Origin of the sequence: Sphaerisporangium sp. NPDC049002 (genome assembly GCF_040649355.1) — a bacterium.
GTDB lineage: Bacteria > Actinomycetota > Actinomycetes > Streptosporangiales > Streptosporangiaceae > Sphaerisporangium.
In genome coordinates, this window is record NZ_JBEZFH010000033.1 from 1 (window position 1) to 22,481 (window position 22,481).

The 22,481-nt window shown below is 68.2% G+C and carries 20 protein-coding genes and 1 pseudogene; 7 read left to right on the plus strand and 14 right to left on the minus strand.

Features of this window, described 5'->3' with window-relative positions; genetic code table 11:
- From AB0B89_RS09955 to AB0B89_RS09985, 7 genes are all read right to left on the minus strand, one after another.
- Positions 1–349 (minus strand): protease inhibitor I9 family protein (locus AB0B89_RS09955; protein ID WP_358550577.1); only part of this gene is annotated, 349 nt, incomplete at its 3' end.
- Positions 350–507: 158 nt separating this feature from the next.
- Positions 508–1,134: a pentapeptide repeat-containing protein gene (locus AB0B89_RS09960; RefSeq protein ID WP_358550579.1), complete on the minus strand. Its 627-nt coding sequence runs from the start codon at positions 1,132–1,134 to the stop codon at positions 508–510.
- A gap of 70 nt (positions 1,135–1,204) precedes the next feature.
- Positions 1,205–1,792 (minus strand): AAA family ATPase, encoded by a 588-nt coding sequence (locus tag AB0B89_RS09965; RefSeq protein ID WP_358550581.1) that lies wholly within the window; start codon positions 1,790–1,792, stop codon positions 1,205–1,207.
- A 70-nt stretch (positions 1,793–1,862) separates the two neighbouring features.
- Positions 1,863–3,269, minus strand: a complete 1,407-nt coding sequence (locus AB0B89_RS09970) for an ATP-binding protein (RefSeq protein ID WP_358550583.1) — start codon at positions 3,267–3,269, stop codon at positions 1,863–1,865.
- A 201-nt stretch (positions 3,270–3,470) separates the two neighbouring features.
- A complete protein-coding gene (locus tag AB0B89_RS09975) occupies positions 3,471–3,674 on the minus strand; it encodes a DUF397 domain-containing protein (RefSeq protein ID WP_358550585.1) in 204 nt (67 codons plus the stop codon).
- Positions 3,675–3,676: 2 nt separating this feature from the next.
- The gene (locus AB0B89_RS09980) at positions 3,677–4,522 is read right to left on the minus strand and encodes a helix-turn-helix transcriptional regulator (protein ID WP_358550587.1); all 846 of its coding nucleotides are present in this window, start codon (positions 4,520–4,522) and stop codon (positions 3,677–3,679) included.
- Positions 4,523–4,993: 471 nt separating this feature from the next.
- Positions 4,994–5,209 carry a hypothetical protein gene (locus AB0B89_RS09985; protein WP_358550589.1) on the minus strand — a complete coding sequence of 72 codons (216 nt, stop codon included), beginning with the start codon at positions 5,207–5,209 and terminating at the stop codon, positions 4,994–4,996.
- A 129-nt stretch (positions 5,210–5,338) separates the two neighbouring features.
- Between AB0B89_RS09985 and AB0B89_RS09990 the strand changes: the two are divergent.
- Positions 5,339–5,716: pseudogene (locus AB0B89_RS09990) on the plus strand (ATP-binding protein); the annotation flags it as partial.
- Between the two features lie 72 nt (positions 5,717–5,788).
- Here the strand turns inward: AB0B89_RS09990 and AB0B89_RS09995 are convergent.
- The 6 genes from AB0B89_RS09995 to wecB form a co-directional block, all read right to left on the minus strand.
- Positions 5,789–6,193: a VOC family protein gene (locus tag AB0B89_RS09995; RefSeq protein WP_358550591.1), complete on the minus strand. Its 405-nt coding sequence runs from the start codon at positions 6,191–6,193 to the stop codon at positions 5,789–5,791.
- 103 nt (positions 6,194–6,296) lie between these two features.
- Positions 6,297–7,817 carry an MDR family MFS transporter gene (locus tag AB0B89_RS10000; RefSeq protein ID WP_358550593.1) on the minus strand — a complete coding sequence of 507 codons (1,521 nt, stop codon included), beginning with the start codon at positions 7,815–7,817 and terminating at the stop codon, positions 6,297–6,299.
- A gap of 123 nt (positions 7,818–7,940) precedes the next feature.
- A complete protein-coding gene (locus AB0B89_RS10005; RefSeq protein WP_358550595.1) occupies positions 7,941–8,228 on the minus strand; it encodes a chitinase in 288 nt (95 codons plus the stop codon).
- Positions 8,229–8,245: 17 nt separating this feature from the next.
- On the minus strand, positions 8,246–9,691 hold the full coding sequence (locus AB0B89_RS10010) for a DUF234 domain-containing protein (RefSeq protein ID WP_358550597.1): 1,446 nt from the start codon (positions 9,689–9,691) through the stop codon (positions 8,246–8,248).
- A 76-nt stretch (positions 9,692–9,767) separates the two neighbouring features.
- Positions 9,768–11,846 carry a glycosyltransferase gene (locus AB0B89_RS10015; RefSeq protein ID WP_358550599.1) on the minus strand — a complete coding sequence of 693 codons (2,079 nt, stop codon included), beginning with the start codon at positions 11,844–11,846 and terminating at the stop codon, positions 9,768–9,770.
- A gap of 168 nt (positions 11,847–12,014) precedes the next feature.
- Positions 12,015–13,151 carry a UDP-N-acetylglucosamine 2-epimerase (non-hydrolyzing) gene (gene wecB / locus AB0B89_RS10020; protein ID WP_358550601.1) on the minus strand — a complete coding sequence of 379 codons (1,137 nt, stop codon included), beginning with the start codon at positions 13,149–13,151 and terminating at the stop codon, positions 12,015–12,017.
- A gap of 76 nt (positions 13,152–13,227) precedes the next feature.
- Here wecB and AB0B89_RS10025 point away from each other — a divergent pair, with 76 nt between their 5' ends.
- The 6 genes from AB0B89_RS10025 to hisC all read left to right on the plus strand — a co-directional run bounded on the left by AB0B89_RS10025 (position 13,228) and on the right by hisC (position 21,140).
- Positions 13,228–14,889: a glycosyltransferase family 4 protein gene (locus AB0B89_RS10025; protein WP_358550603.1), complete on the plus strand. Its 1,662-nt coding sequence runs from the start codon at positions 13,228–13,230 to the stop codon at positions 14,887–14,889.
- 129 nt (positions 14,890–15,018) lie between these two features.
- A complete protein-coding gene (locus tag AB0B89_RS10030; RefSeq protein WP_358550605.1) occupies positions 15,019–16,284 on the plus strand; it encodes a nucleotide sugar dehydrogenase in 1,266 nt (421 codons plus the stop codon).
- 18 nt (positions 16,285–16,302) lie between these two features.
- Complete coding sequence (locus AB0B89_RS10035; RefSeq protein WP_358550607.1) at positions 16,303–17,391, plus strand: glycosyltransferase; 1,089 nt, start codon at positions 16,303–16,305, stop codon at positions 17,389–17,391.
- Between the two features lie 111 nt (positions 17,392–17,502).
- Positions 17,503–19,311: a DUF4434 domain-containing protein gene (locus AB0B89_RS10040; RefSeq protein WP_358550609.1), complete on the plus strand. Its 1,809-nt coding sequence runs from the start codon at positions 17,503–17,505 to the stop codon at positions 19,309–19,311.
- A gap of 39 nt (positions 19,312–19,350) precedes the next feature.
- Positions 19,351–20,013: an NUDIX domain-containing protein gene (locus tag AB0B89_RS10045; protein ID WP_358550611.1), complete on the plus strand. Its 663-nt coding sequence runs from the start codon at positions 19,351–19,353 to the stop codon at positions 20,011–20,013.
- 65 nt (positions 20,014–20,078) lie between these two features.
- On the plus strand, positions 20,079–21,140 hold the full coding sequence (gene hisC / locus AB0B89_RS10050) for a histidinol-phosphate transaminase (RefSeq protein ID WP_358550613.1): 1,062 nt from the start codon (positions 20,079–20,081) through the stop codon (positions 21,138–21,140).
- Here the strand turns inward: hisC and AB0B89_RS10055 are convergent.
- On the minus strand, positions 21,127–22,113 hold the full coding sequence (locus AB0B89_RS10055; protein ID WP_358550615.1) for an EamA family transporter: 987 nt from the start codon (positions 22,111–22,113) through the stop codon (positions 21,127–21,129). The genes hisC and AB0B89_RS10055 overlap by 14 nt on opposite strands.
- Positions 22,114–22,481 lie beyond the last annotated feature (368 nt).

Sequence of the window (22,481 nt, forward strand, 5' to 3'; positions counted from 1 at the left end):
GTTCGATCGCCGCGACGGAGGGTTGGAACCGCAACCGGTTGAGCTGCGCGGGCGTCAGCCTGGCGGCGAAGCCGTTGAACACATGCTTGTAGGTCTGGAGGGGGTGCACGCCCAGCGGGAGCACCGCGCCGGAGGCGCTCGCGCCGGGTTTCAGCCTGACGATGTACTGGCCTTGGATGGGCTTGGACGCGGGGGTCGTCGTGACCTCCACCGGGCGTGGCGCGGTCGTCGTCTCTGCCTGTGCGGCCGGGGACATCGCGATGGCGGCGCTGAACAGCAGAAGTCCGGGCAGCCCGATCGCGAGGCTTTTCCTGTTTGAACGGACTTTCCTTGCGGGGCGCATTCGCATAGGGGCCTGCCTCTCAATGGTCGACTGGTGTGGCTGAGTACAACCACTCGACTACCGAGAGTAACTATCAATCGCCTGATATCGCGGCCTTTGATCTCCGCGTCAGGTGCATGACAGAGGCAAGATCCCGTCAGCGCGAGACGACGGCCCTATGGCCGTCAGGCGTCCTCGACGATGATTCCCATGGCGTTCGCGAGGCTGTGGGCCAATCCCCGCGCGTCCGAGGTTCTGACGGTCACGCCCCTGAGGCTGGTGACGCCGCCGATCCCCAGCAGGACGCAGTCGGCGAACCGCGCGCCTTCCATCTGGGCGCCGGAGAACTGCGCGCCCGTCAGGTCGCAGCGCTCGAATCGGACACCTGTCAGATCCGCGTTCTGGAAGTTCACCTCAAGCATGTTGCAGTCGCGGAAAACGACGTTCTTGAACGTCGAGAACCTGAACCCCGTGAGATCGCCGCGGCAGGCGTCGAACACCACGTCCCGGAATCCGCACTCGGCCCAGGCCATGCCGGTCAGCCGGCTCGCCGACACCCGGGTGCGGTACATCGCCGACGACCTGGCGGACATGTTGGACAGGTCGCAGCGCTCCATCTCCACGTCGGAGAAGCCGCCCCGGCGCATCGCCGTCCCGGAGAACCGCGTTTCGACGAACCGGCAGCCCTCGAACTCCGCCGTGTCGGCGTCCCGGGAGGACAGGTCGACGCCGTCGAACTCCATCGACCGGTACGTGCCGTCGTCCACAAGCTCGTGCTCGGGCAGTCGCGCGCCACTGAGAACGGTCTTCAATCTGGGCGCCGCCGGTTCCTTCAGGGGCTGCCGCCGAGCGCGTGGGGGTGGCGAAGGCATGGGGGGCAGCCTACGGCGTCTTCCAAAGGCGCTGCGAAGGTGCCGCCAGACGGTTCTCACCGTCGAGTCGAGAGATGGTGTTCGTCACCAAGGCCGCGCGATCAGCCGGTTCTCCGGCCGGAACGTCGACGAGTTCGTAGCCGAACAGGTGGTAGCTCTCCTCGTGTACGCGCTCGAATTCGAGGGAGTCCTCGAAGCTGATCCGCCGGGCGGTGGTGGGCTCGCAGAATCCGAGATTGCGGACGAAGAAGACGTGACGCTCGTAGACGCCCTCGCCTGTGATCCTCTCGATCTCGGCGGAGAGCGCTGGGGAGATCGGATATCCCAGATAGGTGGCGAGCGCATGGGTGCAGATCGGAGAACGGTCGTAGAACTGGATGTCCGTCGCCGGGCTGTCCGTCTGCCGGTGCCGCTGCACGGCGAGCACCTTGTCGATGAAAGACGCATCCGCCCACGGCTCGGTTTCGCCCCGCGCCTGCTCCGACGCGATGACCGTCGTCGCCGCCTCGTCGACGACACTGTGCCCGAGCGCCTCCAGGTGCCGAAGGATCGTGGTCTTCCCGGCACCGGGGGTGCCCGTGATGATGTATCGCCTCAATGTTCTCCTTCACCACCTGCGCGCTCGGCAGGCGAGGGACGTCCGAGGGTGGCGCGGAAGACTCAGATCTTCATTTCGGAAAATTCTTCCCTGGGCCGTAACGCACCCCGACACCTCCTCGTGCGGCACCGATCTTTTCCAGGATCTCTCGATCTCTGAGACCGTTGATCAGATCGCGGGCCGCGTAAACATGCAGGTCGAACAGCCGACGGATCGTCTGGTTGGTGACGAAGCCGTACTCCCGTACGTGGTCGATCACCTTTTGATCGGTCTCCGTGGCGCTGTGTCGGCGATATGTCACCGAACGGGACATCGCCGTGAGAACGTGGGATCGGAGGCGGTATGTAGGAAACGGCTTGTTGATCGTACGTCTGGTCGGCTCTAGAAGATCATATTCATCTGCCATCATGGAAAGAACCTCCTGCGCCTCGACCGGAGTGCGCTGGATGGTTTCCGCGAGTTTCATCGCGTCGATATTGGTGCTATGCCGAAGATATGACAAGGCAAGCAGTACATTCAGGTCTCTTGCCACTTTCATCGGAAGGTCACTGATGAAGCGCACGAAAGCGCCGTTGCCGATTCCGCCCGCGAGGGTGGCGCGAACAAGCGTTCCGTGATCCTCGAACAGGGGAGGCTCTTTGCCGATCCGCAGCATCTCCCGATAGGCCCTGTCGACTCCCTGTCCGGTGCGTTCGGCGAACTGGAGGATGGAAACCGTTTCCGTGAGGAGGCGGTTTCTCGGAGTGGACGGATAGGTGAGGATATTTGAGGGGGTCACGCCCGATACCAGTCCGCCCGGACTCGTGATGACGAGGCGTTCAGGAGAATGCTCGATGTCGACCGTGCCGCTGGTCTCGTATGATCGGTGGATGAACGCGTTGATGATGAGCTCGCGGACGGCCTCGTTCGGATAGTCTGTGAGCTGCAGTTGCACCCCGCCGGCCACATTGAGCGGGTGGACCTCGCGACGAGTCTCTATCGCATCCGTAAGAGCTTGGATCGCGGCGATCAGAGGTCGAGTGCCTCTTATTCGTTGCGTCGCCTCGCTGCCCGTGGTGGGGCGGAATTGATACGAGTAACCATAACCGGGGATGATCTGGTTCAGCAACGGCTCGTCAGCCAGCAAGAGAACGCCCGCATTGGTGATGCCGCCGTTGGGCGCGATCAGGCGGAGGGATTCCAGCAGAGCTTGATCTCCCAGGTCGGCCAGGTGATCGCGGCCGCTCGCCGCGAGAATGCGACGCAGTCGCTCGAATTCTATGGCGCTGAGCTTGTCGATCCCGATGCTTGAGGCATCAGCCGACCAGTCCACCTGGCCGCGTGCGATCATGACCTCTCGCTGTTGGTCGGGGGGGAAAGGGCAGGAGTTGGGAGAGCGGACGACCATCTTGATGTCAAGCGTCTCCGTGTCCAGGGAATCGGCCGAGACGCCATGACCCACTATGGCCAGCGCCGTGTCTGCCTCGTGTTGGTTCACGGACTGACAGTAACCGAGACCTGGTGGGCGGCTTGCCTGTGCTGGCAGCCCAAGGTGATCTAGCCGGTGTGCGGCATGGGCGCATCGTGGCAGCGACCTGTTCCCGAAGCGCCGGGCGCGCTCGTACGGGGCCGTGGCCACCAGGTGTTGTACGAGCGCACGCTCCTCGGCTTGGCGCTCGCGACGGGTGGAACGCGACGGTCAGCCCAGCCAGCCGGCCTTCATACCTCGCACGAACGCCCGCCACTCACCGGCCCCGAACGCGAGAACCGGCCCCCCCGGATCCTTACTGTCCCGTACCGCCCGCCCCCCACTGGACAAGTTCGCAACCTCCACGCAGTCGTCGTTGTTGGCCCCGCTGCGGGAGCTCTTGTACCAGGTCAGCCTGCTTAAGTCTTGATCCATGCCTACTCCTTGAGCCGATGCGCGAGTGTCTCCATGTACCGAATCGACTCATCTGGAGATAGGGCCGATGTCATTACATGGCTGAAGATAAGGCTATATCGCTGGTACTCCGATGGCTGCTCAAGCCAGAGGCTTTCGGTGACCGTCACCGTATAAATCAGGCTCGGGTCATCGGGAAAGTCCAGGATGACGAACGAACCTTCCAGCGCCGGGTGGGCCCCGGCAGAGTCAGGAACCACCTGGACTGTAATGTTCGGCTTGCCCGCCATCTTGATCAGATGCTCGATTTGCTCGCGCATCACTTCCGCCCCACCGATCAACTTGCGCAATGCCGCTTCATCGATCAGCGCCAGCAAGGACGGTGCGTCCTCGCGGTTGAGGATGGTCTGACGTGCGAGCCGCGCCTGCACATGGCGCTCGATGAGATCTTCGTCGAGAACCTGGCCCGCACGCCAGACCGCCTTCGCGTACGCCTCTGTTTGGAGCAGTCCGGGGACGAGTACGACCTGCCAGGTTCGGATCGCACTGGAGCCCGACTCGAAGTCCGGCAGGCTGCTGCGGAAGACATCCTGGTACTTCTCCCACCAGCCACGTTGACGAGCTTCTCGGGCGAGCGTGACGAGGGCTTCTCGTTTGTCCCTGTCTGTGACGCCATACAGGTCGAGCAGCAGACGGACGTCATGGATGCTCGGGAGCTTCCACTCGTTGCGCTCCATCCTTGACACCTTTGACGGATCCCACTCCAGTCGCTTGCCCGCCTCCGTCACCGAAAGCCCGGCGTCCTTCCGGAGTCGGCGAAGCGTTTGGGACAGTCGTCGCCGCTTGACCGTGGGGCTATTGGTCACCATGTGAACGTCCTCCTGCCGCTAATGTCCAACTTGCTGGGGAATTGAAAATCAGGCATACGCGCGTATATTTATCTGCGCATTGTGATTCCCGTATCGTTCTGCCAGCATGTTAATAGGTCGCGACCAGGAAGATGGCCGAATCGCGGCTGAACGGCGTGACCAGGATCAAGGCCTGCTCAAATAATGCCCGATTTGGCGTTATCTGCCATGAATTAACGGGTGAATAGTGCGGGCATGAAGTGGGCAGAGCACCGCAAATAGGCGGAGTCCGTCAGGTGCGACGAACACCGGACGGACTCCTTGAAACGGACACTGGAGGTCCGATCCCGTGGTCAACTTTACAAGGGTTATTCGTGTCATCCGGATGCGTTACAGGGCCGAGAGGCCGCCTGCGCCTATGGGGTGCCGGTGGTGTGGTGATTCGCCGTACGCCCACGATGACCGTTGCCTTCCCCACCGGGGGCGGCACGCCTACGAGGCGCCGACCGATCGCCAGTTCCGGGCGCGGCTGGCCGAGTGGTGGCGCCTCGGGCTCTCGCGCCACGCGCCCGCTCCCGTACGTCCGTTGAGTGCCATGTCGCACGTGCCGGACCCGAATGCCGGGCAGTGCGCTCGGTTCATCGCGCCACCGGCCGCCGGATCGGCGCCGCCGTACCGCGCGAGCCATCCCCCGGACGTCCGTTCCATGCCGGGCAGGCGAGAGCCGCACCCGTACGAGACCAGCGGCCGGAGGGCGGCGTGAACGGGCGGCACCGCAAGGGAGCGATCACCGCTGCCCCGCAGAACTCATCCCCCCTTCTCCAGCAGGGAGTCTCAATGATCGACACTCCGGATGGTCCACGTACCGTGTGCTGGGACCTGCCCTGTGAACCGGCGGTCGTGGGCAAGGCCCGGAGCATGGTGCGGGACACGTGTCGCGGTTGGGGGGTGCCCCGGGAACTCACCGACGACCTGGTCCTGGTGGTGAGCGAGCTGCTCGGGAACGCGGTCGTGTACGGCGAACCGCCGGTCAGGCTCTCGCTCTGGGCGACGGCGGAGGGGATCTACGTCCGGGTGACGGACCACGGCCCCGAAGATCCTCGGCGGCTGCGCCTCAGTCTGGACGCCGTCCACGGCCGGGGTCTCGCGATCGTCGAGTCACTCGCGGAGCGGTGGGGTGTCGTCCACACGTCCGACGGGACGGGCAAGACAGTGTGGGCGGCGTGGCGATGGTCCTCACGGCGACCGGGGGCGACGCTCGTCACGGGTCTCGAAGCCGGGGACCCGTCAGAGGGGGTCGACGCCGGAGGTGGTCATGATCTCCATGATGTGCCCGTCGGGGTCGTCGAAGTAGACCGCACGTCCACCACGCGAGGTGTTGATCTCCCCGAAGCGCTTGGGCTCATGGGGCTCGGCGTAGTAGTCGAGGCCGGCCCGTAGGATGCGGTCGAAGATCTGGTCGAACTCGGGCTCGCCGACCTCGAACGCGTAGTGGTGCGGCGCGATGTCGGTGACGCCCCTGGTCGCGAAGTCGACGTCCGCGAAGTCCAGCGTGAGCGACTCCCCGATGCGCACCGGTATGAACGGGCCCATCGGCTCTCCGACAGGTAGGCCGAGGATCCCCGCGAGGAATCCGGCCGAGGCGCGCTTGTCCCGCGCGGGGACGATCGTGTGGTTGAGAGAGATCGCCATGGTTTCTCATCCCCTCACCGGGGCGATCGATGGTCTTCCCTTCACCACACCCGTTCCCGCCCGGGTGCCGATTATGCCGCCCCCAGCGGGGAAGCAGGGGCGGTCAGTCGAAGGTGAGCTGTTCGGTGCGGCGGGGCATGAGCAGGATCGCGCCCACGCTGAGCACCGCCACCACGACGAGCGCGAGGAAGATGTTGTGGGTGGCGTCGTACAGCGCCCTGCGGATGAAGACGGCCGTGGCCGACTGCGCGGCGGGTCCCTGGGCGCCGAGTACGAGGCTCGTGGCGTCGACGCTGTTGGGCAGCTTGCCGGCCAGGGACGCCGGGGGGTGGGAGAAGCGGTCGGCCAGCGTGGCGTTGGCGATCGCCCCGAAGACCGCAGCCCCCACCGCGCTCCCGATCGAACGCGAGAACATGTTGGTCGCCGTGACGACGCCCCGGCGCTCCCAGCCGACCACCGACTGGATGGCGACCATAGTCGGGCTGGACGCGAGCCCGAGGCCGGCGCCGACGACGAAGCACGCGCCCGCGACCATCCACACCTGCGCCCGCTGGCTGAGCAGGGCGGCCAGGATGATGCCTGCCACGACCAACCCGCTTCCGATGAACGCGGTGTCACGGAAGCCGATGCGCATGTAGAGGCGTCCTGAGTAGGTCGCGGCCAGCGGCCACCCGAGGGTGAGCGCCGCCAGGGCGAAGCCCGCCACCAGGGCGCCCGTGCCGAGGACGCCCTCGACGTAGGTCGGGACGTACGAGGTGAGGCCGATCAGGAGCGCGCCGACGCCCAGTCCGACGAGGTTGCCTCCGGTGAGCGTGCGGTGGCGGAACACCCACAGCGGCAGGATGGGCTCGGCGGCCCTGCGCTCCACGACGACGAATGCGGCCACCAGGACGGCGCCCGCGGCGAAGATGACCAGGCTGGGAACCGAGGCCCAGCCCCACGCCACCCCGCCTTCGAGCAGGCCGAGGATGAGCAGCGACGAGCCGCCGGTGAGCAGCGTGGCCCCGAGGTAGTCGATCTGGTGGGAGCTGCGCGTCACCCGCTCCTTGAACCGGCGGGCGAGCATCCAAGCCGCGACGGCGCCGAGCGGCAGGTTGATGAAGAAGATCCAGCGCCACGAGATGTACTCGGAGAACACGCCGCCGAGGGCGGGGCCGACAACGGACGAGATGCCCCAGACGCTGGCCACGTAGCCCTGCACGCGGGCGCGCTCCTCGACGGAGTACAGGTCGCCGACCATCGTGATGCTCATGGGCTGGACGGCCCCGGCTCCGATGCCCTGCAGGGCGCGGAAGATGATGAGCGCGGGCATGCTCCACGCGACGCCGCAGAGCACCGAGCCGAGCAGGAACACCGCGATGCCGAAGAACATGACCGGCTTGCGCCCGAAGATGTCCGCCAGCTTGCCGTAGAGCGGGACGGTCACCGCCTGGGTGAGCAGATAGATGGAGAACAGCCACGGGAACTGCGAGAAGCCGCCCAGGTCGCTCACCACGGATGGCACGGCCGTCGCGATGATGGTGCTGTCGAGTGCCACAAGGCCCGTGCAGAGCATGATGGCCGCGAGCACCGGGCCGCGCTCCGACCGCAGACCGATGCCTTTCGGGCTCGCTACCGTCGTCACCGGGACGTTCTCCTTGCGCGTCGTGGACATCGAGGCCGGACTCACCCCGCTGGCCGCGCGGCCGTCCCCCGGGAGTACGCAACCGCTCCCTGTCGCTTCTCATTCCCCCTCAATCGCGACAATCTACGTACAACACCTATATTCGCGCTGGATCGGACCGCGACCGTAGTACGCGGCCTGCCCCGCCGGGCAGCCGTAAGGCTGGCTCGTGTCGCAGTAGTGGGGGTAGTTCGCGGTGTTCTGCTCGACGATGTAGACCAGACCGCCGGTCTCGTGGTTGACGTTGGCCAGGAAGGCCGCCGCCTCCTGCTTCCTCACGGTGTCGCTGCCCGTGGTCGCGAAGGCCGGGTACGCGCTCAGCGCCGCGACCAGGCCGTTGTAGGTGTAGAAGGAGTTCCGGCTCGGGAACATCTGGTTTCGACGTTCCGTCAGGACGTCTGCCCGATCTCTGGCCGGCTCTGAGGCCTCCACGCGGTGATGAGTTCCTCTGGGCCGTATAGAGCGGTGAGTCCGTCGCAGGTCGCGCCGCCTCGGGACACGGCGACCAATGGAAGGGGGTGATCGGTCAGCGCGGCCCGGTGCCGGACCAGTTCCTGGAGGTCGTGAGCGTCGAAGGCGCTCTCCAGCCACTTGATCGATCCGACGAAGCGAAGCTCTTTGGCGATGGGGGTACGGTCCGCCCCGACGATGTCGATCTCGACGTCGTTGCTCCGTGTCCAGTAGGAGCCGATCGCCTCGGCGGAGGGAAGCCGTCCATCGGGTACCAACCGGGCCAGCGCCTCGCGTACCAACGGCTCGACCGCCCGTCCGCGCCAACTGCTCCAGCCCGCCGCGATCCGCCGCAGCGTGAGGTCACCCCGGCGCCGCTCGATCTCCGGCATGTGCGGCCGCAGGAAGTAGAGCCAGAAGCGAAGGTAGGGATCGGTGATCCGGTACCGGCGTTCCTTCGAGGGGCGGGTGCTCAGCGGGAGGTCTGAGGACACGATGCCTTTGGCCGTGAGGAGGTCCGTCGCGCGGGTGAGGGTGGAGTGGGAGATGCCTCCCGCGGCCCGCGCGATGTTGACGAAGGTGCGCTCCCCGCTGCCGATGGCCTCCAGCGCTTCGCGTGCCATGGCCTGGCCGGGGAACTCCGCGGCCAGCGTCCTTTCGCCTGAGACGAGGAGGGCCGATACCGGGTTGGTCAGCGCGTCATGGAGGAATTCCCACACCGAAGCTCCCGGTGCCCACTCGGCGCACACCAGAGGGAGGCCACCGGTGACGAGAGCCGCGTCGAACGCCGCCTTGGCGTCGAGATCGAGCATCCGCTGGATCTCGGAGGGATTGAGCGGCCTGATCACCATCTCAGTTCCCCGCTGATGGAACGGCCTCTCGTAGCTGTTGAGCGCCTCCATCATCGACATGTCCGAGCCGATGAGGATCAGCAGAACGGGTTTGCGGCTCAGGTAGCGGTCCCAGGCCCGCTGGAGCAACCCTTCGAAGGCGTCGACGCGCTCCATGAGGTAGGGGACCTCGTCGATCACCACCACCGATGGTGAATCGTCGGGGATCGCGTCCGCCAGCAGTTGGAGTGCACTGTTCCAGTTGGCCGGCGGGGTGTGGACGAAGAGTTCACGGTGAGGAAGGTCGGAGGAAGCGACGTCATCGAGCAGTTGCCGCAACTCCTGCTCGGCGCTCGCGCGTGCGGCGGTGAAGTACAGAGACGCCATGCCACTGCGGGTTACGAACTCCTCCGCCAGGGCGGACTTGCCGATCCGCCTTCGCCCGCGCATGAGCACGCACCGTCCTGGCCGGGGATCACCGGCGGCCGAGGTCACCCGGTCGAGCAACCCTTGCAGCGCCGCGAGCTCCGCCTCCCGGCCGATGAAACCGCTCACATGCGCCTCCTGACGATAGTATCGCCAGCGATACTATCGCTGGCGACAGTATCCGGAGGGTGTTCGGGCGGTGGGGTCAGATCATCACGTGGGCTTCGGGGTGGCCGACGAAGGAGAACTGGGCGTTGCGGGTGAGCTTGTAGTCCTGGGCCTTCCACGTGTGGGCCGAGGCGTCGGCGCCGCGCATGTAGACGAAGTTGAAGCGGTCGGCGGAGTAGATGCGCACGCCCTCCTCCTTGCACCGCCGTACGAGCCGCGTGTCCTCGCCCGCGTTGACGGCCTCGAAGGCGAACGTGCGCAGCAGGTCGGCCTTGGCGAGGATCGTGGCGCCCTGCACGAGGTGGGCGTACCGGTGCTCCAGGCCGGGCAGGCGCATCACGGTCGTGTTGGTGGCGGGGAAGTAGGTGTAGTGGGCGCCCTTGCCGACCATCTCCGCGTCGGCGTAGTCGAAGGCGCGCAGCAGGTCCGACAGGTAGTGCGTGCCGTAGAGGTTGTCGTCGTCCATCTTGGCGACGTACTCGCCGTCGGCCTGGGCGATGCCGAGGTTCAGCACCTCGCCGAGGGTGAGCGACGGGTCGGCGGTGAGCACCTTGACGGCGGGGATGCCGGCGGCGAGGGCCTTGTCGCGGACGACGCCCGGGTCGATGTCGAGCCCGTGCAGCACCAGGATCAGCTCCAGGTCGCGGTGGCGCTGGCGGGCGACCTGGGAGATGGCGTGTTCGAGCTGGCCCGCCCGGTTGGTGGGCAGGACGACCGACACGGTCTTCGTCCGCGCGACCACGGGACGGCCGAGCGCGGTGAGGATCTGGTCGACGCGGTGGGAGAACAGGTGCTTGTCGAACACCTCGCGCATGGCCAGGTGGGCCTGGCGGGCACGGAGCTCCGGGCTGTTGATCAGGTAGAGGGCCTGGTTGTAGGCCTCCTCCTGCGTGTGCGCGATCGGGATCAGCGAGCCGAACGTCTCCTCGATGGCCCGCGACCACCCCGACAGCACGGTGGTGGAGCACGCCGACAGCTCGAAGACGCGCCGGGCGCACATGGTCGGCGAGTCGATCACCGAGTTCACGTTGAGGAAGACCTTGTACATCTTGTACGCGGCGAGCATCTGTTCGTACGGCAGCTCGCCGACGATGTGCGGGCGGTACTCCTCGGGCCAGGCGTACTTGTCGCCGGCCTTGTCGTTGCGGGCGAAGATGTGCAGGCCGAGCTCCCGCGTGGGAGCGATCACGGCCTCCATCTGCTCGCGCCGCTCGGGGTGCTTGTCGCGGAAGTACATGCCCGCGAAGACCACGTCGTACGGCCGGCCCTGCTTGGTCTGGATCGGGTTGTGCACGCGCGGCTGCGCCGCGAACTGCAGCACATCCACCCGATCGTGTCCCAATATTTCGCGATACTTGGGGACCATGTCGCCGTCGCACGTGTACACGTAGTCGAACAGCTTGGCCGTGTCGATGAAGAACTCGAAGTTCGGCGGGTCCTCCTTGTTCCAGAAGACCGTGGGGATGCCCTGCTCGCGGCACCAGCTCACCAGGTCGCGCAGCTCCTGCTTGGGGGCGTTGGTGCCGGTCATCTGGTAGCGCCAGCGCGTCTGGTTGCCGTGCCACGCGGACTCGCAGAACAGCACGTCGGGACGCTTCTCGGCGAAGATCTCGGGCCAGTCCTTGAGCCCGAACTCGATCTGGTCCCACTCGTACTTGAAGGCCATCCGGGAGAAGTCGTCCAGGATGACGGCGACCTTCAGGTCCGGGCGGCTGACCGGGCCCTCCGGCCACGCCAGGTTCGGGATCTTGACCTCGGGCGCGTGCGCCATCACCGCGTCGATGGCGACGCTGCTCGCGGTGACCGTCGCCGGCGCCTTGGGAGCCTTCTTCGGCTTGAGCGCCTGCGACAGGTCGCGCGGGAGCCGTACGAGCCTGGACGGGCGCTTGGCCCCGGCGAGCGCGGTGCTCACGCGGTACGGGCGCTGCGCCTTGGTGGCCGACAGCTGCCACTGGGCGTACTCGGCCCGCGCCTCGGCGGTGGCGAGGCGCCGCTCAAGGTCGCGGATGCGGTCCTCGTAGCGCTCGAAGACCTTGCGCTCCTCGGGTAGCCAGTTCGCCGCCCCGAGCCGCTGAAAACGCGGCTCATCCGGATTTGTCTGGTCACTCTCGGCCATGGTCCGACTTGCTCCCTCGTATCCGCGAGCTCCCGCGCGAGCCTGTGAGCTCATCGCCCGGGAATGTCCGATCGTACGGCTTCTGCCGCGAAAGGATGGGTGTTTTCGCCCAGATGCCCAGATCGCCGGCCTGGCGATCGAGCGTGGTCCGTGCAGTGAACGCCCAGGTCAGGCCGTCGTGGGTGGGGTGGCCTGGGCGGCGGGGGAGAGGTTGTCGCCGCGCAGCCAGGCCTCGATGACGCGGGCGATCCTCGGACCCGCGGCGCCGTCCCACAGCGGCGGCAGCTCCCCGCTGGGGGTGGCCGCGCCGTCGGCGAGCGCCTTGGACGCCGCCGCGGGCAGCGTCGCCGGGGTCACGAGACGGTTGGTGCCGTGGGTGATCGTGATGGGCCGCTCGGTGTTCGGCCGCACGGTCAGGCAGGGGACGCCGAGCATCGTCGTCTCCTCCTGCACGCCGCCGGAGTCGGTCACGACCAGCGCCGCGCCCCGTACCAGCGAGAGGAACTCGACGTACCCCAGCGGGTCGATGATCGTGAGGTTGTCGCCGGTCACCAGGCCCGCCTCGGCGAGGCGCGCCCGTCCGCGCGGGTGCAGCGGCACCACGATCGGCACCTGCTCGCCCACCGCCAGCACGGCCTCGACCAGCTCGCGGGCGGACTCGGGGTCGTCGACGTTCCCCGGACGGTGCAGGGTGGCGACGGCGTAGCGCGCGGGCAGGGCGAGACGCTCCTTCAGCGGCTCGGGGTCGAGCTTCGGCAGCGCCGAGAAGAGGCTGTCGATCATCGGGTTGCCCACCAGGTGGACCTTGGCCGGGGAGATCCCCTCGTTGGCCAGGTGGGAGAGCCCGTCGGGGCTCGTCACCAGCAGGATGTCGGCGAGAGCGTCGGTGACGACGCGGTTGACCTCCTCGGGCATCTCCCGGTCGAAGGACCGCAGGCCCGCCTCGACGTGAGCGGTCGGGATCTGGAGCTTGGCGCAGACCAGGATCGCGGCGAGCGTGGAGTTGACGTCTCCGTAGACCACGACCAGGTCGGGCCGGTGCTCCAGCACGACCTCCTCCAGGCCGGTCAGCAGCGCGGCCGTCTGGCGCGCGTGGCTGCCGGAGCCCACGCCGAGGTTGGCGATCGGCTCGGGGAGGCCGAGGTCGGCGAAGAAGACATCGGACATGAGCGCGTCGTAGTGCTGCCCGGTGTGGACGATGCCCTGCCGGACCCCCAGCTCCGCCAGGCCGCGCACGACGGGCGCCGCTTTCACGAAGTTGGGACGAGCGCCCAGCACGTGCAGAACGAGGGGATTCTCCCTCATTGACCTCGCCTTTCAGCCGGGAGTGGGTCAACTAGTGCCCAGTAGGGCCAAGCGGTGCCTATGGTACGGTCACCGCGTGGTTTCCGAGGCCAGCCGGCCCGAGAAGGTCTCCCCCAAGTCGGCTCGCGCCGGCGTGAGCGGTTTCCTCAAGGGCTTCGTCCAGCATCCGGTCATTGTCTCCAGAGTCTTCGTCACCAGGGTCAAATCCGACCCGATGCGTGTGGCGCAGGCCGCGGCGGAGGCGATGCCGCCACGCCTGCGTCCAGCGGTGGGCAAGGTCGCGTGGCCGGTCGCCCGCGTCGTGCGCGTCACCGCGCGCAAGATAGCGCGGCGCATGGCCGACGGCCCCCTTGAGGCGGCCAAGGCCGAGTTCGAGCATGGCCGGATGACCAAGGCCATCGAGGTGCTCCAGCCGCACGCGCGCTGGCCGTTCATCCGCAGGCGGATCGCCTACTACGAGGGTGAGAAGGCCGCGATCGGCACCGCTCCCATCCCGCCGAAGTCCAAGGTGATCGTCGGCGAGCGGGTCGAGGGCCGCGTTCTGCACTGCGTGACCAACGCGCTGCCGTACACCCAGGCCGGGTACACCGTCCGCACGCACCGCATCGTGACCGCGCAGCGCGCCGCCGGGCTCGACCCGCACGTCGTGACGAGCTGGGGCTGGCCCATGCTCCAGGGGCACGCCGACGCCGAGCCGTACGAGGAGATCGACGGCGTCCCCTACCACCGCCTGCTGCCGAGCGGCGAGGTGCCGTTCGAGAGCCGCGGCCGCATGATCCGCGGAGCCGGCGAGGTGACCGAGCTGGTCAGGACGTTGCGGCCCCAGGTGCTGCACGCGGCCACCGACCACCGCAACGGCTCGGTCGCGCTCGCCGCGCGCGAGCGCACCGGCACGCCGCTGGTCTACGAGGTGCGGGGCTTCCTGGAGGAGACCTGGGCCTCGCGCGACGCGGCCAGGGTCGGCAGCGAGCGGCACCTGCTCCAGCGCGACCGCGAGGCGCACATCATGCGTTCCGCCGACGCGGTGGTGACGCTCGCCGAGACGATGGCGGTGGAGATCGCCGAGCGCGGGGTCCCCCGCGAGAAGATCTTCCTCGCGCCGAACGCCGTGGACGACACGCTGCTGACCGCCGACTACGACGGCGCGGCGTTCCGCGCCGCGTACGGCATCGCGCCGGACGAGATCGTCGTCGGTTCGGTGTCGAGCATCGTGGGCTACGAGGGCTTCGCGACTCTGCTCTCGGCCGCCGCGCTGCTGCGCGACACCAGGACCCCCGTGCGCGTACTGATCGTCGGCGACGGCGCCGAGCGGCCCGCGCTGCTCGCCCAGGTGGAGAAGCTCGGCCTCGGCGACGTCGCGATCCTTCCGGGCCGGGTCGGCCCCGAGGAGGCGCTCCAGGCCCAGTCGGCCATCGACATCTTCGTCTGCCCGCGTGAGGACCTTCGCGTGTGCCGCCTGGTGACCCCGCTCAAGCCGGTGGAGGCGATGGCGCTCGGGAAGCCGGTCGTGCTGAGCGACCTTCCCGCGCTGTCGGAGCTGGTCGGTTCCGAGGGCGCCGGCCTGCTCGTGCCGCCCGGCGATCCTGCTGCTCTGGCCAAGGCTCTCGCAGGTCTGCGGGACGATCCGGAGCGGCGCGCCGAGATGGGCGAGGCCGGCCGGAACGAGGTCGCCACGAAGCGAACGTGGAGCCGGATCGCGGAGACCTACCGGACGATCTACCAGTCCGTTGCCCGATGATTTGCGTATCATGAGCGATCGGAAACCTCGGGTTGGCTATGCGTTCAATCGCATTAGACGTGATCTGTGCGGACTTGAGATAGCCTTTCCCACCATGCAGTGTTGTTTCGGGCTTCCTCGGGTCGCCACGTGAGCGGGTACGACCTCGCGGTCATCGGCCTGGGCTACGTGGGCATGCCCCTCGCGAAAGAAGCCACAGGGGCAGGTCTTCGCGTGGTCGGACTGGACGTCGACGAGCGCAAGGTCGACGCCCTGACGTCCGGCCGCTCCTACATCGATGACCTGAGTGACGCCGATCTGGACTCCATGCTGGCCAACGGGTTCACGGCCACGCTCGACCAGTCGGTGCTCGCCGCCAGCGACACCATCGTCATCTGCGTGCCCACTCCGCTCGACGAGGACCACCGTCCGGACCTTTCGGCCGTGCGCGGCGCCGTCGAGTCGGTGGGGCGCTACCTCCAGCGTGGAGCGCTCGTCGTCCTTGAGTCGACCACCTACCCCGGCACGACCGACGAGGTCGTCCGCCCGATCCTCGAAGAGGCGTCTGGGCTGACCGCCGGCGTCGACTTCCACCTCGCCTTCTCGCCGGAGCGCATCGACCCCGGCAACGCGAAGTACGGGCTGCGCAACACGCCCAAGGTGGTCGGCGGGTACACCGGGGCGTGCCGCGACCGCGCGGAGGCGTTCTACGCCCGGTTCATCGAGCAGGTGGTGACCGTCAGCGGCACGCGCGAGGCCGAGATGGCCAAGCTGCTGGAGAACACCTACCGGCACGTCAACATCGCGCTCGTCAACGAGATGGCCATCTTCTGCGACGAGCTCGGCGTGAACCTGTGGGAGGCCATCGAGGCCGCCTCCACCAAGCCGTTCGGCTTCCAGAAGTTCCTGCCCGGCCCGGGCGTCGGCGGTCACTGCATCCCGGTCGACCCCTCGTACCTCTCCCACGCCGTGCGCAAGCTCGGCTACCCGTTCCGCTTCGTGGAGCTGGCACAGGAGATCAACGAGCGGATGCCGGCGTACGTCGTGGCCCGCGTGCAGCGCCTGCTGAACCGCGCCAAGAAGCCGGTCAACGGCTCCCGCGTCCTGCTGATGGGCGTAACCTACAAGCCGGACATCGCCGACGAGCGCGAGACCCCGGCGGTGCCGATCGCGAGGGCGTTCCGCGATCTCGGCGCCGAGATCGTCTTCGCCGACCCGCACGTGAAGCAGTGGAGGGTCGACGGGGTCGAAGTGCCACGAGAGGACGATCTGGCGGAGGCGGTGGAGCGGGCGGACGTGACCGTCCTGCTCCAGCAGCACTCCGAGTTCGACCTGGACATGGTGGAGAAACGAGCGCATCTACTTCTCGACACCCGGGGCGTCCTCTCCGAGGGCGAACGCGTCGAGCGGCTCTGACGGGCGGAGGGTCGGCGCGTGCACGTGCTTGTCATGACGGTGGTCCACCACCCCGAGGACGCCCGGATCCTGCACCGGCAGATCCGCGCGCTCGTGGACGCCGGTCATGAGGTCACGTACGCCGCGCCGTACACGGCTCGCGGCGTCGTACCACGGTCGTGGGTCACGGGGGTCGATCTGCCGAGGGCGGCGGAGCGTAAGCGGCTGTCCGCGGTGCGGGCGGCGCGGCGGCTGTTCAAGAGCCTCCGCGGCCAGGTCGACCTGGCGCTCATCCACGATCCCGAGCTGCTGCTCGCGGTCGCGGGCGTGCGGCGGCGGCCCCCTGTGGTGTGGGACGTCCACGAGGACACCCCGGCCACGCTTTCGCTGAAGCCGTGGCTGCCCTCGTTCCTCCGGCCGCCGACGCGCTTCCTCGCGCGGCTGCTTGAGGGTACGGCCGAGCGCCACCTGCACCTGCTGCTGGCGGAGACCGCCTACGCGGGCCGGTTCCGGCAGGCGCACCTGGTCGTGCCGAACGAGACCTGGGTGCCCGACGACGTCAGCGAGCCTTCCGACGACCGCGTGGTCTACCTGGGCTGGCTGTCGGAGGCACGGGGCGTGCGCGAGGCCGTCGAGGTGGGCCGGCTGCTCCAGCCGCACCGCGTGGCGGTCGAGCTGATCGGTTACGCCGACCCCCAGAGCAGGCCCATGCTCAATCAGGCCGTGGCCGATGGAGTGCTGGAATGGCGTGACTTCATGCCGAACGACGAGGCGCTCAAGCGGCTCGACGGGGCGCTGGCGGGCCTTTCGCTGTTACACGACGAGCCGAACTACCGGCATTCCATGCCCACCAAGATCGTCGAGTACATGGCGCACGGTATCCCGGTGATCACCACGCCGTCGCCGAGGGCCGTCGAGCTGGTGGAGCGCTACCAGAGCGGCGTGGTCGTGCCCTGGCGCGACCCCCAGGCGGTGGCGCGGGCGGTGCTGCGGCTGCGCAACGACACGGCCGAGCGCCTGGCCGCCGGGGCGCGCGGGTACGCGGCAGCCCGGGCCAACCACCACTGGCCGAACTCCGCCCGGAGGTTCGTGACCCAGCTCGAAGCCTGGGCGGGCGTGAAGAAGTAGCGCGCGGCACCCCCGGGCGCCGGGAAGCCCTGCCACAGCGGCTCTGAGCCACCCCCCAACCCTGATCGTTCTTTATCGGGGCCACAACTCAAGGACGGTAATCTCCTGAAGGTGCGCGGGCTCACTCTGCTCCTGGGAGCGGCTCTTCTGGCCGCTGTCGCGGCGATAGTCATCGTTCTACCGGACTCCCAAGGAGGTTCCAGGACCGCGACGACCACGCCGGCCCAGCAGCCGAAGCCGGGCACCCCGACGCCTGAGGCCAGCGTGTTCAGCGACCCCTGCGGAACGTTCGACACGACGACGCCCACGCCGTACGCCGTCACCGGATACTGGCTGGTACCGACCTCCGACCACTGCACGTGGCGCAGCCAACTCCAGGCGATCCACCAGGTCGGCGGGGACACCGTCGTCCGTCTCGGGTTCGGGCTCCAGCCGCGCTCCGTGGACGAGGACGGGCAGGTGCGAGACGCGGCCGGCAAGGATCCCGACCCTCGCTACCAGAGGTGCGAGGAGAACGGCATGACCTGCGTGCAGGCCGCCGAGTCCGCGCTCAAGGCCGCCAACCCCGGCAACCGCATCACCTGGACCTACGTGTACCGGACCGACGAGGCGTTCGGGGAGGGCCTGTTCCGCTGCCCCCAGATGGAGCACTCGATCACGATCGGCGACGACGTCTACTACCGCGTGATCGCCCCCGACGACGGCTCTGACGACTCGACGTGCGACTTCAGCTCCAAGGGCAGGGGATACCACCTCATCCTCGTCAACGGCGCCCTCAAGGACAGCCTGACCGAGATCCTCGACCTGGCCGACCGCTTCGCGATGAAGGTCTTCCCCGCGCTGCCGCTGGCCCCGCGCGACCGGCTGGAGCCCACCAAGGCCGACCCCCGGCACATCGGGACGCTCACCACGCTGACCCGGCGCGTCCTGCAGGACTACGGCGACCGCTTCAACGACAGGACCTCGCTCGGCGGGGTCTACCAGCCCTTCGAGTTACAGATCAGGGACTGGCCCGACCCGACCGTGGTCACGACCCTCCAGGTGTACGCCGAGCAGCACGACATCGTGCAGCAGGAGCTTCCGGGCAAGCCCATCATGGTCAGCCCGTACCTCGACGCCCGCAGGGGCAAGGAGTTCACCTCGACGCCCGAGCAGGTCGCGCGGGGCTTCAAGGTCCTCGCGCAGACGGGCGTCGGCATCATCGCCCCGCAGGACAGCCGGGGCACAGGCAAGGTCGGCCTGTACTGGCCGAACCTGAAGGGCCAGACCGTGGACGACCGGCTCAAGCCCGTGGTCGGCGACACCACCTACGGCGAGGCGTACTACGGCGCCACGCGCGACTACTACCGCGCGATGTCCAACGCGCTGGGCGAGTTGCGGGCCGAGGGGCGTCAGGTCCAGCTCTGGGCCAATGTGGAGGCGTTCGAGCCGAAGGGCGACGGCGCCTGCGAGGCCGGCGGGAAGCGCGGCGTCACGGACAAGAAGCGCCTGGACGCGGCCGTCGCGTTCGCCGGGCCGTACATCTCCAAGATCATCTCCTACAAGTGGAGCAGCTTCTTCACCTGCGGGACGCCGACGCTCGCCGAGCAGGTCGCGAAGGACTGGGACCGGCCCATCCCGATCCAGGCCATCCTCGGCAAGCGGGGCATCCAGGACGGTATCGAGGTCCGCGGCTACAACCTCGCCCTCGGCAAGGTCACGGTGAGCTGGTACGGCGGAGACGAGCCGCGCGAGGCCGACTCGGCGGAGATCGGATGGATCGACAGGACCCCCATCCCCGGGCTGCCCCCCGCCGTCCAGAAGGTCTGGGTGCCGGTCGACTGGAGCACGGTGCCCTCGGACGCGTGGGTCCGCGTGGAGGTGACGTCGGCCGACGGGCGGAAGAGCAACGCCCCGGTCTACCTCAACCGCGGGGCATGAGGGCCTTTGGCCCCCATGTACCGGTGTAACGTGCGTCCCATGGTGCCGCGCATTCCTGTCAGCGTGGACCTCGTCGTGCTCACCGTGCGCTGTCAGCAACTCAGCGCGCTGGTCTGGAAGCGCGACCGTCCGCCGTACGAAGGGCGCTGGGCGCTCTCCGGCGGGTTCATCCAACTGGAGGAGGACCTCCCGGCCGCCGCGTCCCGCGTGCTCGCCGAGCGCGCCGGGCTGCCCGGGGCGCCGGTCCACCTTGAGCAGCTCCAGACCTACGGCTACCCCGACCGCGACCCCCGGCAGCGCGTCGTGAGCGTGGCCTACCTGGGGCTCGCGCCCGACCTGCCCGCCCCGACCGAGGCCCACATGAGCTGGCAGCCGGTGTCCTCGCTCGACGTGATGGCCTTCGACCACCGCCGCATCGTGCTCGACGGCATCGAGCGCGCCGGGGCCAAGCTGGAGTACACCTCGCTCGGCGCCGCGTTCTGCCCTTCGGAGTTCACCGTGGCCGACCTGCGCCGGGTGTACGAGATCGTGTGGGGCCGCTCCCTGGATCCGCGCAACTTCCACCGCAAGGTGACCAAGGCCGACGGCTTCCTCGTCCCCACGGGGCGCACGACCACGCGTGACGGCGGCCGGCCGGCCATGCTCTACCGCCGGGGGCCCGCCGAGCTGCTCCACCCGCCGATGCTGCGCCTGGCCGGTTAGGCGTCCGGTCTTCAGGGGGCATGGGCAGGGGTCTGCCCGCTGCGGCGGCGTCATAAGGTAAGGCCATGCCGCGTTTCCGCCCGATTCTCGATGAGATGCCCGCCTACCGGCCGGGGAAGGCCGTGGTCTCCGCCGACGGCCGTTCGTTCAAGCTGTCGTCCAACGAGTCCCCCTATGACCCGCTGCCCTCCGTGGTTGAGGCGATCGCCACCGCCGCGAGGGATGTCCACCGCTATCCCGACCCGGCGTGCGTGGCGCTCACCGAGGCCCTCGCCGCGCGCCTCTCGGTGCCCCAGGAGCACATCGCGCTCGGGGCCGGCTCGGTGACCGTCGCCCAGCAGCTCTTCGAGTCCGTGAGCGACCCGGGCGCCGAGGTGATCTACGCCTGGCGGTCCTTCGAGGCATATCCCCTGCTCGCCGACCTGGCGGGGGTGACCTCCGTGCGGGTGCCGCTCGCCGAGGAGACCCACGACCTGTCCGCGATGGCGGCGGCGATCACCCCCGACACGCGCATGATCTTCGTGTGCAACCCGAACAACCCGACCGGCACCGTCAACCGCACCGCCGAGCTCACGGCGTTCCTCGACGGGGTGCCCGGCGACGTGCTGGTCGTGCTCGACGAGGCCTACCGCGAGTACGTGCGCGACATCGACGTGCCCGACGGGCTCAGCCTGTACGCCGACCGGCCGAACGTCGCCGTCCTGCGCACCTTCTCCAAGGCGTACGGCCTGGCGGGGCTGCGGGTCGGCTACCTCGTCGCCCAGGCGCCCGTGGCCGCGGCCGTCCGCAAGACCATGGTGCCCTTCGCGGTCAACAGCATCGCGCAGGCCGCCGCGGTCGCCTCCCTCGCGGCCGAGGACGAGCTGCTGGAGCGCGTCGAGACGGTCGTCAAGGAGCGCACGCGCGTCCGCGAGGCCCTGCTCGGCCAGGGATGGGAGGTCCCTCCCACCGAGGCCAACTTCGTCTGGCTGCGGCTCGGCGAGCGCACGGTCGAGTTCGCCGAGCGCTGCGCCGTAGAGGGCGTGGCCGTACGGCCCTTCGCGGCCGAGGGCGCGCGCGTCTCCATCGGCTCCCCCGACGCCAACGACGCCTTCCTGACCGCGGCGGAGGCCTTCAGGAAGGGGTGACCTCGGGCTGTGGGGCGCCGGCCGGGGGATGCCCTCGCGTGGGGCCGGGGTCCGTGTCCCGGGCCGGCTCGTCCGTCCCGGGACGGTGCCCCCTGCGCTCGGTCGAGACGACCATCGCGACGCCGAGGACGATGACGATGCCGGCGGTGAACATCTGGGTGGTCACCCGCTCGCTGAGCACGACGACGCCGAGGATCACGGCCACCACGGGGTTGACGTACGCGTAGGTGGACACCAGGGAGATCGGCGCGTTGCCGAGCAGCCACACGTACGAGGTGAAGCCCACCAGCGAGCCGACCAGGACCAGATAGGCCAGAGCCAGCCACGAGCTCCCGCTGATCGCGGCGGGGTGCAGGCGCTCGCCGAAGACGGTGCCGGCCAGCAGGAGCCCGGCGCCGCCGACGGCCATCTCGACCGTGCTGGCCACGAAGGGATCCCTGGGCATGGAGATCATGCCGGGCAGGAACGATCCGATCGACCACGAGAGCGACCCCGCCAGGATGATCACGATGCCAACGGCGCTGGACGAGGCGGCGCCGGTCAGCGAGAGCCCGGCGACGCCGCAGAACCCGATGAGCACTCCGGCCAGCGTGAGCGGACGGGGACGGTCGCGGGCCATCATGCGGAAGATCACCAGCCACAGCGGCACCGAGGCGACCAGCAGCGAGGCGAGGCCGGAGGAGATGTGCCGCTCGGCGATCGCCACCATGCCGTTGCCCCCCGTGAGCAGCAGTAGCCCGACCAGGCCGGCCCCGAGGAACTCCCGCCGGGTCATGCGGAAGCTCCCGAGCCCTCCGCGTACCGCGATCACGGTGCCGAGGATGAGGGCCGCCGAAGCGAAGCGCAGGCCCCCGCTGAGCATCGGGGGGATGGTCTCGATGGCGATCATGATGCCGAGGTAGGTCGACCCCCACACGACATACACGGCCGCCAGTGCCGCCCAGACCCGCACGTCACGAGTGTTTGTCCCCATGACTCATGACAATATCGGCCTAGGGGGACATATTTCTCGCGGGTTTCGGACGCTTAGATGCGAGGGTTGCCCGCTCTACCACAGGTTTGTCCACACCGTGTGGATAACTAGGTCGCTCGCGGTAGCCGGACATCACGTTTCAGCATCTAAATAAGGCAAATCGGGGAATGGTCTGCCAGCTCGGCGTTATCCACAGGCTGTGGATAAATGGCGTCGTATCGCTGGAGGACCCGCTGACGTGGCCTGCCGTCCACATGTTCGAACCAATATGTTCACATGAAGCCGCCCATGCCCGTGAAGCCGTCCACAGCCCTGTGAGATCACAGCCGCGTCCCTTCCGGGATGCCCGCCGCGGGTCATCCGCCCCA

What these genes read in the sequence shown, in the direction of transcription:
- AB0B89_RS09975 (WP_358550585.1), bottom strand. Translation starts at nt 3,674, where the DNA reads ATGGATCAAGACTTAAGCAGGCTGACCTGGTACAAGAGCTCCCGCAGC.
- AB0B89_RS09980 (WP_358550587.1), bottom strand. Translation starts at nt 4,522, where the DNA reads ATGGTGACCAATAGCCCCACGGTCAAGCGGCGACGACTGTCCCAAACG.
- AB0B89_RS09985 (WP_358550589.1), bottom strand. Translation starts at nt 5,209, where the DNA reads ATGGAACGGACGTCCGGGGGATGGCTCGCGCGGTACGGCGGCGCCGAT.
- AB0B89_RS09995 (WP_358550591.1), bottom strand. Translation starts at nt 6,193, where the DNA reads ATGGCGATCTCTCTCAACCACACGATCGTCCCCGCGCGGGACAAGCGC.
- AB0B89_RS10005 (WP_358550595.1), bottom strand. Translation starts at nt 8,228, where the DNA reads ATGTTCCCGAGCCGGAACTCCTTCTACACCTACAACGGCCTGGTCGCG.
- AB0B89_RS10015 (WP_358550599.1), bottom strand. Translation starts at nt 11,846, where the DNA reads ATGGCCGAGAGTGACCAGACAAATCCGGATGAGCCGCGTTTTCAGCGG.
- wecB (WP_358550601.1), bottom strand. Translation starts at nt 13,151, where the DNA reads ATGAGGGAGAATCCCCTCGTTCTGCACGTGCTGGGCGCTCGTCCCAAC.
- AB0B89_RS10045 (WP_358550611.1), top strand. Translation starts at nt 19,351, where the DNA reads ATGGTGCCGCGCATTCCTGTCAGCGTGGACCTCGTCGTGCTCACCGTG.
- hisC (WP_358550613.1), top strand. Translation starts at nt 20,079, where the DNA reads ATGCCGCGTTTCCGCCCGATTCTCGATGAGATGCCCGCCTACCGGCCG.
- AB0B89_RS10055 (WP_358550615.1), bottom strand. Translation starts at nt 22,113, where the DNA reads ATGGGGACAAACACTCGTGACGTGCGGGTCTGGGCGGCACTGGCGGCC.